We start from the raw sequence: 12,004 nt of genomic DNA, 5'->3' as shown, positions 1-12,004 counted from the left end.
CAATGGTAGCCTTACCACAAACTCAGTACCTTCCCCTTCTTGGCTTTTCACTGAAATAGAGCCGTTATTCATTTCAATAAATTCGTAGGCAAGCTGTAGACCCAACCCAAGACCTTTTTCGCCATCTGTACCAAATTCACTGCGCTTGGCCTGTAGTTTGAAAAGTGTTTTAACTTTTTCAGGTGACATACCGACACCAGTATCAGAAATTACAATTTCAGCCATTTCACCCACCGGCCTGGCTTTGATTGACACTTTTCCACCCTGATGGGTAAATTTGAGCGCATTGTTAACCAAATTTCTAAAAATAGTCATGGTTGTGTTTTTGTCTGCCCACAACTGGATTTGATCACTGATGTCTGTTTCGAGATCTATTTTCTTACCCTCAGCAGTAGTCGCAAAAATCCCTTTGATCTCTTCCCCTAGTTCATTGAGATTGAGTTTTTCTGGTACATGTGGGAAACGGCCCTGCTGCTGCATCGCCCAGCGCAAAAGGTTATCAAGAAGCCCTGAAAGATGACCTACAGTGATAGTCACATGTTCAGCAATCTCTAACAACTCTTCATGATTATTATCTTTAACAGCATACTTGATGAGGTGACTTACCCCTGCAAAAGCACTTACTGGACCGCGTAAATCGTGAGAAACGATTGAAAAGAATTTATCTTTGGTTTTATTTAACTCCTCAAGCTGTTGCTTTTGCTCTTCTAAAACCTTATTGATACGATTTTTGTCCTGGTAGTTTTTATAAACAAGGCCTAACAATATAGCTACTAAAAGAGCGCCACCTGCGGTAGAAAAGATGATGATTTGCTGTGTTCTTTTTTCAGCTGTCAGCAGGTCTACCTCTGCCTGTTTTTGACCCACTTCATAACTAGTCCTTAGATCTGCCAGTTTTCTTATTTGCTCTGCATTGATGAGGCTGTCTCGGTAAGTATAGTATTTTGACTGATAACTAAATGCTTTCTCAATATCACCTTGTTGTTTATAAGCCTGTGCTAAAAATTTAGCTCCATTTTGAATTTGTTGTTTGAGGCCGTGTTCCAAAGCAATAGTATAACCTTGAGTCAATTTCTCTATGGCAGTTTGTAAGTTATTTTGCTCTATATATACACCTCCTATTTCAATTAAACAGTCTGCTATAGCATATTGATCATCATTAGCTGCCATAACTTCTAAAGATTTTTCCAGTTTCTCTTCAGAAAGTGTGAAAAACCCTTTTTTTGCCAATGCCAGAGCCATATTGCTTTGAGCATAAGCTTCAATTAATTTGTAACTAGAAAATTGAGAAAAATAAACTGCTTTTTCCGATAAACTTAGAGACGAATCATATAACTGCGCTTTGTAGGCTGCATAAGCATAATTAATATACACTATAGCTAGTCTTTGCGAATCAACTTTGGTGGTATAAAGTTCTAAGGCATCCCGATAATATTGAAGTGATTTGGCATAATCCTCGTTAGACGTATAGATAGTGGCGACATTTGTATATGCATCTGCTTCAGAAATATAATCTTGGTTGTTAGAGGAAATTTGAGCCGCTGTAAGGTAGGCCTGAAGAGCTTCTGTTAGATTTCCTTTTTGTTTATTGGCCCCACCCAGTCTTAAATATCCGTTAACTTTATAGCTATAATCCTCTTGTCCTTCAGAGTTTTCTATTAAAAGCTTTGCATACTTAAGTTGTTCATCTGCATCAGTTGTGTTATCCACGATAGTTCTCAACGTACTCAGGCGAGATTCATCAGATAGTGTATCGGAGTTTAAGACCATTATGGCACTATCTTTCAACTCTAATAAATTTTTATTTTGAGAATAACCTTGTATAAAACAAAGTAAAAGGATGACACAAAAAAATGTCATCCTTTTTTTGAAAGAAACTTGATTACATATTACCTCCGTCTTTCGGCTGCTCAAATTCAGGGTCTTTTTCCATATCACCCTCAGTAGTTTTATATTTAATTGTATACCCATTATATTTTGGCACCCTATCCAAGTCTGCCTTAATCACACCTCTAAAAACGTCCTTTGTTTTATTGTAAGCAGTTGGTTTAGTTTCCCAGATATTCTGCCAATTCTTTTGCTTTTCACCTGCTTTACTTTCATTTACATTGATCTTTTTAATTTGCTCAATGTTACTGTCTTCGGCAAGTCTGAAAAAAACTTCGTCACCAGCGTCAACGCCAGTAACAGTATCAACTTCCAATGGACTAAAGTTGACATTATCCATCGAATAATACAAGTCATCGTTCTGATGCTTGAGGTACATAGTAATTGTAGCCATAAGTTTTACTTTTAATTAGACACGTTTTATTTTGACCATCCAATTTAAAAATAATTTTATATTAAGCATCAATAATTAAATATATTACTGGAATTGAAGCTGCATTTTTTTGATTCTGTCCTGAAGTTTTTCTGAACTTAATTTCTCTCTTGTACGATCTACCATGATAGGAAAGGCAAATGGTGTGGGTTTTTCCGGCTCGGTAATTATAAACTTTTGTTGGTTTATACGTTCTAATGCATTTCTTAATCGGGCCTCTTCCAGCTGAAAGTCCATGACTTCCTCATAAGCCTGCAGTAAGAGGAGACTTTCGTTTTCGTAATCCTGGAATACATCAAAGAAAAGCTGGGAAGAGCTCTGCAGATGTCGGTCTTTAACTTGTTGTCCGGGATAGCCTTTAAACACTAACCCGGATATGGCAGCAATATCTCTAAACCTCCTACGGGCCATCTCCACAGAGTTGATACTTGCCTGTATGTCCTGATATAAATCATCAACCCCCAAGGCATCGGTCTCAATAGCTTCGTAAATAGGTATTTCCTGATCAGACAATAGCTCAAAGCCATAATCATTCATGGCGATACTAAAAGTGATTGGCTTTATACGGGCTATGCGATGGGCTAGCAGTGCTCCCATGCCTTCATGCACAAAACGGCCCTCAAAAGGATACATCAATACATGATAACCTTCATTGGTCTGAAAATATTCAATCAGAAATTCCTCATCATTTGGCAGGTAAGAGCGATTTTTCTGTAAATCCATTAAAGGCTGGAGAAAAGCCACTTCTGGGTCCTGGGTAGGTATTCCTCGGGCAATCTGATTGAGCTTTTTCCTCAACATCACAGACATTTGAGAGCTTAGCGGCATTCTACCGCCCTGCCATGAAGGCACTTTGCCCGACTTTTTCTTACTATTTCTCACCTGCGCGACCATCTCCTTAATTCTAACCAACTCGAGGTTACGCCCTGAAAACCAAAAAACGTCTCCCGGCTGAAGTTTTGAGATGAAATATTCCTCTATTGTGCCGATGTATTTGCCACTCACATACTTCACTTTTATAGAAGTATCGCTCACGATGGTGCCGATAGACATACGGTGCCGCATGGCTACCCTTCTATTGGTTACTTTATAAACGCCATCTTCAAACTCTACTTTTCTAAATTCATCATAAGCAGTAAGTGCAGCTCCACCAGTGGTGATAAAGGCCAAAAGCCATTGCCACTCATCTTTTTCTATACTGGCATAGCAGAAAGTACTTTTTACCTCTTCGAAAATCTGCTCAGAGGTAAAACCGTCTGACACCGCCAATGTAACCAGATACTGAATGAGCACATCAAAGGATCTTAAGTAAGGTATACGGTCTTCCACAAGGCCCTCCTTTATGGCTTGTCGCATACTGGCCGCCTCAATAAGTTCTAGCGAATGAGTGGGCACGAAGTATATCTTACTCAGCGCACCCGGTTGGTGACCGCTACGACCGGCCCTTTGCATAAATCTGGCCACACCTTTTGGACTGCCCACCTGTATGATAGTTTCAACTGGCCTGAAATCTACACCTAGGTCAAGACTTGAGGTGCACACGACAGCCTTAAGTTGCTCGGCATGTAAAGCCTCCTCTACCCAGTCTCTGAGCTCCCGGCTTATCGAGCCATGGTGCAAGGCAATGATCCCTGCCAACTCAGGGGCTCGCTCAAGTAATTTTTGATACCAAATCTCAGCAAATGATCGTGTATTGGTAAAGATTAGAGTACTTTTACTTTCTTTGATGATTGGAATAACTTTATCTACCATCTGGGCTCCTAAATGACCTGCCCAGGGAAGTTTCTCAAGTTCATCTGGCAGCACAGAGTCAACTTCTATTTGCTTCTTGATATCAGCTTTTATAAGTGTATAATGCTTTTTATCATGAGCGAGATCACCTAGCAAGGTTTCTACCGCATCTTCCATATTGCCGATTGTAGCCGATATTCCCCAGATCTTTAGCTTCTCACATATAGTTTTAAGCCTCGACAAAGCCAACTCCATCTGCACTCCTCTTTTGGAGCCTATAAGCTCGTGCCATTCATCGCAAACTACCGCTCTTAGGTTTTTAAAATATTTATCATAGCCCTTTTGCGCAAGCATAAGTTGCAAGCTCTCAGGTGTGGTAATTAAAAATTCGGGTGGTGTTTTCTTTAATTTTTGTCTGTCTTTAGTAGACGTATCTCCTGAGCGAATGGCCACTTGCCAATCAAGGTCAAGCCCCTCGATAGCACGCTGTGCAGAATAAGAGATCTCTTTGGCCAGTGCTTTTATAGGAGTAATCCAGATTACTCTCAATCCATTGTTTTTTAATGGCTTGCCTCTTTTATAATTTTCTCTGATATACTCCAGGAGTACAGGCATCACCAGCGAATAAGTCTTTCCACTACCGGTAGGTGCGTTTACCAATCCGTGTTGTCCATTAAGGTATGCCTCCCAGGTTTCTGTTTGAAAGGGAAACGGCTTCCATCCTTTTTCTTGAAACCATTTTATCGCTTTAGGAATGAGCTTATTTTGCAAAAAGAGTAATTAAGAGTTTACGCATCTAATACTTCTAAAATAGAAAAACAGTGTTATATTTAATTAGTTATCAACCTTAAAACCTCATTATGAGTTTTCTTAGAAAATCAGTGAAGAAGAAGTACAATGTCGATTTTGGCTTATTAATATTCAGGCTAATGGTAGGAGGTCTTATGCTTACACATGGCTATGGCAAATTTATGAAAGTGATAGAAGGTAATATGGGATTTGCCGACCCGATAGGCATAGGCCCCGAAGCATCACTAGTACTCACAGCATTTGCTGAATTTGTATGTGCCTTGCTCATTATGTTTGGTCTTCTTACCCGATTAGCTTCAATTCCGTTGATTATAGCCATGGCGGTGGCAGCTTTTATTACACATGGCTCAGACTCCATTGGTGAAAAAGAGATGGCTCTTCTCTACCTGGCATCATTTATACTCTTATTTTATAAAGGTGGTGGTCGCTATTCTTTGGACCGAATGTTTTTTAAATAGTGGAAAATGAGCATATCATATCAGCGTTTTACACTGCCTTTCGAGAAGGTGATGCCGAGCGCATGATTTCTTTTTATGCAGATGATGTGGTTTTTGAAGACCCTGCATTTGGTGTACTTCAGGGAGATGAAGCCAAAAATATGTGGCGTATGCTACTGGGTAGAGCCACTGACCTACAAGTGACCTACTCAGAGGTTTGGGCCGATGGTGATAAAGGTGGTGCACATTGGGAAGCTCACTATACCTTCTCTAAAACCAAAAGAAAAGTGCACAATAAAATTGATGCTGAGTTTAAGCTCAAAGGAGGTAAAATCATTGAGCACAGGGATCATTTTAACTTCTGGAAATGGTCACAAATGGCTCTGGGTCCGTTCGGCCTTTTTTTTGGATATACCCCGTTTGTAAAAAGCAAGGTGAGAACGACTGCGAAAAAAGCTTTGAAGCACTACATCAAAAACAGGTGAATTGACCGGATTACTTCAATTTCCATCTCCACACAGGCGCAAGAGACTAAAAACTGCAGGTCAGGCAATTATTATTCTAGGTCTGCTATTGATCTTATTTGGGAGTCAGCTTCTCGATACACTCACGATATTTGGGTATTTTTTAGGAGCCGTTGGCTTTTTTGTACTTGGCTATATTTTCACTGTCGATATTTATGCAGACCAAGGTGTGATAAAGGTTAGGAAAGGGCTTTTTGTACCTTTAGTCGTAAAATCATATCACAAGTCAGATTTTGAAAGTGTAATCATAAGACGAGAAGTAACGCAAAACTCCAAGGCAAATTTCCCCCCTGGAACCAGCTCCATTTCAATATATTATACCGTGATATTGAAAGGCCCCACCGATGAACAAAGACTCGATAGTACAGCCACACTGGAAAGCGCGCAATTATGGCAAAGACAAGTGGCAGAAGCACTCAACCTGCCTATTGTAAAGAAGGTGGTTGCTCCCATTGAGAAACAAACAGCCCGATGGGTAAAAATTGCTGTTGTAATTATTCCTCTCCTCCTTATAGCCTGGGTCGTTTACCTGGCACTTACAGTGGTTTGAAGCTACTACCGTATCATAATTTTTAGTATCTTATATTAACTAAAAATAAGGCTATGGAAATTAAAAACAATGTAGTCGGTTGGTTTGAAATACCTGTAAAAGATAAAGGTCGAGCCATTAAATTTTATGAGACTGTATTTGACTTTAAGCTCACCCGTAATAAAATGGATGAAGTAGATATGGCCTGGTTTCCCTGGAAGGAAGATGGAATGGGTGCATCAGGCTCTCTGATGTACCATAAAGAATTTTACACACCCAGCAGCAATGGTACTCTGGTGTATTTTACAGCACACTCTGGTGATTTGGCCAACGAATTATCTAAGGTAGAAGATGCAGGTGGTAAGGTATTGCAGCAAAAGAAACTGATAGCCCCTGAGGTTGGGTTTATGGGGCTCTTTCTCGATACAGAGGGTAATAGAATCGCCATTCACAGTAGAAAGTAAAAAGAGGCCCTCTCAAAAGGTGAGTAAGATTCTTCCTTCGTCAGAATGACATGTAAGAATTTATTTACAACTTTTGAGACAGCCTCTTTTGTCTTAAATGACAGCTTTTTTAAGCGTTGTAGTAGAAACGCTCATGTACTACATGGTCGCCTTCCCATTTCTTTACTGCTACCTGCTCCATTTTTACAGGTGCATCCATGCCTTTAAAAGTTACTTCCATCCACACTTCAGACATCGTAGTACCCTCATCCTCATTTGAGGTAATCTTGTTTATTCCAGCCCCATGAAATTCCTGCACTTTGCCTAAAAACTCTTCTTCATGCTTACGTGCTTCGTTCTTACCTTCAAACTTATCACCAGTAGCCTCAACTAAGGTTACATTATCAGCATAATACTTCTCAAAAGCCTCCATAAGTTGGCCGCTGTTTACCATGTTTTGCAAGTCTTTTTCTTTGCTTAAGTAGCTCATAGTTTTTCGTGTTTTGATGTTAAAGATCTTAGACTATTAAACGTAAATCAAAATTAAATGTTTAAACATCGAATTGATATTTTGACTAATTATTTCCTTCAATAACTGATCTCATATCTAAGCATTTTCTTACTTTAGCTCTTTTATTTTATTTTAAATCACTTCTAATGAAACAATTTTACCTCTCTATTGTACTTTTAATTTTCATTTCATCTCAATCTATTGGTCAATTTAACCCTATCAAGGGATTTGATTATTCTTTATTAGAAAACAAGACGCTATGGGTCCCCAAATACAAAATAGGTGACAAGCAGTTCAGAAAGCTTATAAGAAAAGACAAAATGAAAGAGTTTGAAAGTCTATCTCGATCGGTAACTGAGCTCAATAATCTATGGGATAAGGTAATGAGTGGCTCATCTTACGATGCTACCGATTACATTATAAAAGACTACGACTACAGAAAATTCTTCAAAGATAGACCAGAAGATGGTATCGCTTTGGTATTTGTGGCACGTGAGTCTAACGGTGTTAGAAATATCTTTGCAGAAATGTATGTGGCTCAGCCGAAGAAAAGAATGATCGCTCAATCGCCCATTAATAATCTTGACATCACAGATGAGTACGACCTGAGGTTAATTATAAACATGCTTAATCAATCCCTCAACAGTGCGATGGAACTTGAGGAAGAGGGTGATAAATCCTTCCGTTCTATGCGAAATAAGTACAAACAAAATTTTGTAGAATTTTTCAATGAGATCGATAATAAAACATTCTTAGCACCTAAATACAACGATGTAAAAAAGAACAAAGAGCTAAAAGAAGCCTTATCTGCCTGGAGTATCTCTCCTTACAACATTGTACATGAAAATGAAATAAACAAAAAACGTAAAGAGAGTGCAGAATGCTGCTATTATTGGAAAAATATCCCATACTATGCAGGACTTATCACCTACAATATGAATATGATTGTGAGCACAGAAAGCGATGAAGTCCTTTTCGTATTCGTTGGTAAAAAGCGGCTTAAGTCTTCAAACATTGAGGAAGCTCAGAAAAAGATGATCAAAAGAGCTGAAAAGTACAGACGACAACTAGAAATGTAGAATTTATTAACTCTGATCCCGGCTTTATAGTCGGGGTTTTTCATTCATACACTTCCAAAAGCTGATGCAAATCTTCTAAAGTATTGGCCTCTTCTTTAGGCTTGTCTTTACGCCATCTCTTTATCCTCGGAAAACGCAGAGCAATACCGGATTTGTGTCTGGTTGATTTATTAATTCCTTCAAAAGCTATCTCAAATACCAGCTCGGGTGTTACACTTCTTACAGGGCCAAATCGATCAATGGTATTTCTTTTTACATACCTGTCTACTTCATTAATCTCCTTATCTGTAAGTCCGGAATATGCTTTTGTAAACGGCACAAGCTGCTCACCATCCCACACAGCAAAAGTATAATCGGTATATAAATTGGCTCTTCGGCCGTGACCTCTCATGGCATAGATCATAACGGCATCTACCGTCAGCGGCTCTACTTTCCACTTCCACCAATCTCCTTTTTTTCTACCTGATTGGTAAGTCGAGTCGGCACGTTTAACCATCAGCCCCTCACTGGCATACTGCCTTGAGTCTTCCCGCTCTTTATCAAGCTGCTGCCACTTCTCGAAATGCACTACTTCTGATATATGTAAGGCATCGGCCTCTGTATTGACTACAAGCCTTTCTAAAATTTCTCTTCTCTCTTTAAATGGTTTTTCGCGTATGTCTTCACCTTTCCACTCAAGTACGTCATAAGATTTGAATACAACAGGAGCTTTCTGCAAGATGTTTTTACTAAGATTTTTCCTACCTATACGAGTTTGCAGCAAGTTAAAAGGTAATGGGCTGCCATCTTTAAACGGTAATATCTCACCATCTAGCACTGTGCCATCCGGTAGCTTTTCTTTTAACGGCTCATATTCAGGATATTTATCTGTCACCAGCTCCTCGCCTCTTGACCACACGTAGATTTCTCCTCCTCTTACAATGATCTGCCCCCTTATGCCGTCCCACTTTCGCTCTACGATCCACTCCTCTGGTTTACCCAGACCCTCAGGCCCATCTTCAAGCGCATAGGCCAGGTAAAACGGGTAAGGTCTGCTTTTATCCTCACCGGGATCTTTCGACAAAATCAAATTTTCATAATCTGTGCTATCTGGTGACCAGTTGCCCATTAAGCGGTGAGCCAACATACTCTCCTCAATACCTGTATGTTTGGCCAGGGCTCTTGTCATAAGCTTTTGAGACACCCCCATCCTAAAACCTCCGGTAATTATTTTGTTGAAAATATACCGCTCGGTGGTACCCATACTCATCCAGGCATTTACGACTGCCTCTTTACGCTCCTCATCTGATTTATCTTTAAGCTCACGCAAACTGCTTATCCAATAGCTCAATGACTTTTCTTCCAGATTTTCAGCTACGGGAAGCGATAAAGCAATCGTTTCGGCCAAATCGCCCACTACATGATATGATTCCTCAAACAACCAGTTCGGTAAGTTGGCCAACTCAGCAGCCCACTCTCTCAGTTCTTTCGTTTTTACAGTTCTTTTGGGTCTTCGGTGGCTTAAAATTGCTATCGCCCAAATCTTATCTTCATCATCAGCTTCAGTAAAAAAATCGACTAAAGCCTGCACCTTTACGAGCGTTTTGGTGGTTTGGTCCAGTTGTGTAAACAGTGTAGAAAAATGCTTCATATATCAGACCTAGGCGTTTTGTTCTTCTTTCTCTTCTTTGGTAGTACTCTCGTTTACTTCTCCCAACTCACCTTCATACTGCGTTTCTACAACAGCGGCTTCAAGGCCTTTTTCTTGCAGCCATTTACTATAGATATGACTGTAACCATGCGTAACAAATACCCTCTCGGCTCCACTTTCTGTTACAGCAGTATTTAGGTCTTTCCAGTCTGCGTGGTCCGAAAGCACAAAGCCACGATCTACTGCCCTACGTCTGCGAGCTCCCCTCAGTGCCATCCAGCCAGAAGCAATGCCAACTGAGAATGGCCTGAATTTCTTTACCCAGGGGCTCCCAATGGCTGAAGGGGTAGCCAACTACAATATTGCCTTTAAATTCTTTTGGATCGATATCCTGAGTAACTCGCACAGTTGGCTTGAGCGCCACACCTTGATTTCTGATCACTTCATTTACATTTTCAACAGCACCGTGAGTATATATTGTGCCAATGCCTTCATCTAAATGCTCAATGATTCTTTGTGCTTTACCAAGTGCATAACCTGTAAGTATCGTGACCTTGCCAGCCTCCTTATTTTGTTGCCACCAGGCATTTACATCGGCAAAAACTTCTTTCTGTGGTGCCCACTTGTATATCGGCAAACCAAAGGTTGATTCTGTAATGAAGGTGTTACACTTTACAGGTTCAAACGGCTCAGAAATACCGTCATTTTCTAATTTATAGTCACCAGATACCACCCAGACTTCACCTTTATATTCTACCCTAATTTGTGCCGAACCTACGATATGACCGGCCGGATGAAAAGAGAATTTAACATCATTGATCTGAGTGACTTCTCCAAAATCAACCACCTCCAGGTTTATGTCTCCTAACCGCTGATAAATCACCGGTGCAGCTGCTTTAGTTGATAAATAATGCTTATGCCCCCATCTGCTATGGTCGGCATGTCCATGTGTGATGAGCGCTTTTTTTACAGGCTTCCAGGGGTCGATGTAAACATCGGCTTGTCGGCAATAGATGCCTTTTGATGTAAAGGTGAGTAACATTATCAATCAAACACCTCTAGCCACTAAATGTTGTTTTGCTACAGTTCGCTGTCCTCTCCGTACTCGAGGCTTACAACTTTTACCTGATTTGCATTGAGATAGGTCACAATATAGAGATTATCATAATCTGAATCGTCAAGCTGTTGGTATCGCTCTTCGCCTACGAGTTTGTTGAGTACAGTAGGCGTTGTATTGGAGTGACCAGAAAACAATAAAGTTTTACCTCGATTGTCATTTACTAACTCCATCACCTCATCTAGTTTAGATGGATTGTACTCTTTTACCTCAATATTCTTTGCTTCTGCCAGATACCTGACGGTTTCGCGTGTACGCACAAAGGGCGTTGAATAGATATGATCAATGTCCATGTCTTTTAAAACCCGCGCCAGCTCTGCAGATCTGGCAACACCCTCATCAGTCAAAGCCGGGTCGCTACCCTGATCTTTTGCCTTCTCGGCATGCCTCACCAATATAATCGTTGTGATTTCCTGCGCTGTAGTGCTGCAGCCAGATAACAAAATCAGGCTTACTAGAAATAATGATACTCTTATATTATGCATATTACTTTCTTTTTGCTTTTACTTCTTCGGGCACATCACAGCCTTCTGTTCTGCGGGTATCTGTGATGTGAAATATCTTCCATCCTTCATCTGTCTTAAATAACTGAAAAGCATCTACTCCACAGTGATGAAAGTCTTTCCCCAGATAGAACGCATAATCAGTCCAGACCTGCGCCAACCTGTCGTCAATCTTTATTTCTGTATTATAGATAGGCTCGTCTAATACTTTATCTCGAGGTGTACCAATCGCTACTAAAAAATTTTGAAGACTACCTTTTTGCAGCATCGGCTTACCCGATTTATCGTAAGTAGCAGTAAACATCTGAGCATCTTCAGTAAAGGTTTCTTTTACCATAGCACTATCACCTGCTCTCATGCCATCAAAGAG

The 12,004-nt window shown here is 40.2% G+C and carries 14 protein-coding genes; 5 read left to right on the top strand and 9 right to left on the bottom strand.

Annotated features, from left to right (window positions below; translation table 11 throughout):
• From E1176_RS13285 to E1176_RS13275, 3 genes are all read right to left on the bottom strand, one after another.
• Positions 1 to 1,770: ATP-binding protein (locus tag E1176_RS13285; protein WP_222933147.1), on the bottom strand; the 1,770-nt coding region annotated here is incomplete at its 3' end.
• Positions 1,771 to 1,882: 112 nt separating this feature from the next.
• On the bottom strand, positions 1,883 to 2,281 hold the full coding sequence (locus tag E1176_RS13280; RefSeq protein WP_155211119.1) for a hypothetical protein: 399 nt from the start codon (positions 2,279 to 2,281) through the stop codon (positions 1,883 to 1,885).
• 84 nt (positions 2,282 to 2,365) lie between these two features.
• Complete coding sequence (locus tag E1176_RS13275) at positions 2,366 to 4,822, bottom strand: ligase-associated DNA damage response DEXH box helicase (RefSeq protein ID WP_155211118.1); 2,457 nt, start codon at positions 4,820 to 4,822, stop codon at positions 2,366 to 2,368.
• 89 nt (positions 4,823 to 4,911) lie between these two features.
• Between E1176_RS13275 and E1176_RS13270 the strand changes: the two genes are divergently transcribed.
• The 4 genes from E1176_RS13270 to E1176_RS13255 are packed head-to-tail and all read left to right on the top strand — an operon-like array spanning position 4,912 to position 6,815.
• Positions 4,912 to 5,319 carry a DoxX family protein gene (locus tag E1176_RS13270; protein ID WP_155211117.1) on the top strand — a complete coding sequence of 136 codons (408 nt, stop codon included), beginning with the start codon at positions 4,912 to 4,914 and terminating at the stop codon, positions 5,317 to 5,319.
• Positions 5,319 to 5,783, top strand: coding sequence for a nuclear transport factor 2 family protein (locus E1176_RS13265; RefSeq protein ID WP_343030539.1), 465 nt, complete (start codon positions 5,319 to 5,321; stop codon positions 5,781 to 5,783). The genes E1176_RS13270 and E1176_RS13265 overlap by 1 nt, the downstream gene beginning before the upstream one ends.
• A 1-nt stretch (position 5,784) precedes the next feature.
• Positions 5,785 to 6,372 carry a hypothetical protein gene (locus tag E1176_RS13260; RefSeq protein ID WP_155211116.1) on the top strand — a complete coding sequence of 196 codons (588 nt, stop codon included), beginning with the start codon at positions 5,785 to 5,787 and terminating at the stop codon, positions 6,370 to 6,372.
• 53 nt (positions 6,373 to 6,425) lie between these two features.
• Positions 6,426 to 6,815, top strand: a complete 390-nt coding sequence (locus tag E1176_RS13255; RefSeq protein WP_155211115.1) for a VOC family protein — start codon at positions 6,426 to 6,428, stop codon at positions 6,813 to 6,815.
• 109 nt (positions 6,816 to 6,924) lie between these two features.
• Here the strand turns inward: E1176_RS13255 and E1176_RS13250 are convergent, their stop codons facing one another.
• Positions 6,925 to 7,284 (bottom strand): SnoaL-like domain-containing protein, encoded by a 360-nt coding sequence (locus E1176_RS13250; RefSeq protein ID WP_155211114.1) that lies wholly within the window; start codon positions 7,282 to 7,284, stop codon positions 6,925 to 6,927.
• Positions 7,285 to 7,451: 167 nt separating this feature from the next.
• On the opposite strand from E1176_RS13250, the gene E1176_RS13245 reads away from it, so the two are divergent.
• A complete protein-coding gene (locus tag E1176_RS13245) occupies positions 7,452 to 8,384 on the top strand; it encodes a hypothetical protein (protein ID WP_155211113.1) in 933 nt (310 codons plus the stop codon).
• Positions 8,385 to 8,424: 40 nt separating this feature from the next.
• On the opposite strand, the gene E1176_RS13240 is transcribed toward E1176_RS13245, so the two are convergent.
• The 5 genes from E1176_RS13240 to E1176_RS20720 form a co-directional block, all read right to left on the bottom strand.
• Positions 8,425 to 10,014, bottom strand: a complete 1,590-nt coding sequence (locus E1176_RS13240; protein WP_155211112.1) for an ATP-dependent DNA ligase — start codon at positions 10,012 to 10,014, stop codon at positions 8,425 to 8,427.
• Positions 10,015 to 10,023: 9 nt separating this feature from the next.
• Complete coding sequence (locus E1176_RS21370; RefSeq protein WP_343030538.1) at positions 10,024 to 10,290, bottom strand: hypothetical protein; 267 nt, start codon at positions 10,288 to 10,290, stop codon at positions 10,024 to 10,026.
• Positions 10,262 to 11,056 (bottom strand): ligase-associated DNA damage response exonuclease, encoded by a 795-nt coding sequence (locus E1176_RS13235; protein WP_343030537.1) that lies wholly within the window; start codon positions 11,054 to 11,056, stop codon positions 10,262 to 10,264. Before E1176_RS13235 ends, E1176_RS21370 begins: the two co-directional genes overlap by 29 nt.
• A gap of 38 nt (positions 11,057 to 11,094) precedes the next feature.
• Complete coding sequence (locus E1176_RS13230; protein ID WP_155211111.1) at positions 11,095 to 11,616, bottom strand: SixA phosphatase family protein; 522 nt, start codon at positions 11,614 to 11,616, stop codon at positions 11,095 to 11,097.
• Position 11,617: 1 nt separating this feature from the next.
• Positions 11,618 to 12,004, bottom strand: a 387-nt coding sequence (locus E1176_RS20720) for a hypothetical protein (protein ID WP_185152800.1), incomplete at its 5' end; no start/stop codon positions are given.

Source organism: Fulvivirga aurantia, assembly GCF_009711475.1.
GTDB classification, from domain to species: domain Bacteria; phylum Bacteroidota; class Bacteroidia; order Cytophagales; family Cyclobacteriaceae; genus Fulvivirga; species Fulvivirga aurantia.
This window is presented reverse-complemented; position numbering and strand designations above follow the sequence as displayed.

Coding starts and splice junctions, on each gene's coding strand:
- E1176_RS13235 (WP_343030537.1), bottom strand. CDS start 11,056: ATGTTACTCACCTTTACATCAAAAGGCATCTATTGCCGACAAGCCGAT.
- E1176_RS13280 (WP_155211119.1), bottom strand. CDS start 2,281: ATGGCTACAATTACTATGTACCTCAAGCATCAGAACGATGACTTGTAT.
- E1176_RS13240 (WP_155211112.1), bottom strand. CDS start 10,014: ATGAAGCATTTTTCTACACTGTTTACACAACTGGACCAAACCACCAAA.
- E1176_RS21370 (WP_343030538.1), bottom strand. CDS start 10,290: ATGGCACTGAGGGGAGCTCGCAGACGTAGGGCAGTAGATCGTGGCTTT.
- E1176_RS13230 (WP_155211111.1), bottom strand. CDS start 11,616: ATGCATAATATAAGAGTATCATTATTTCTAGTAAGCCTGATTTTGTTA.
- E1176_RS13270 (WP_155211117.1), top strand. CDS start 4,912: ATGAGTTTTCTTAGAAAATCAGTGAAGAAGAAGTACAATGTCGATTTT.
- E1176_RS13250 (WP_155211114.1), bottom strand. CDS start 7,284: ATGAGCTACTTAAGCAAAGAAAAAGACTTGCAAAACATGGTAAACAGC.
- E1176_RS13255 (WP_155211115.1), top strand. CDS start 6,426: ATGGAAATTAAAAACAATGTAGTCGGTTGGTTTGAAATACCTGTAAAA.
- E1176_RS13245 (WP_155211113.1), top strand. CDS start 7,452: ATGAAACAATTTTACCTCTCTATTGTACTTTTAATTTTCATTTCATCT.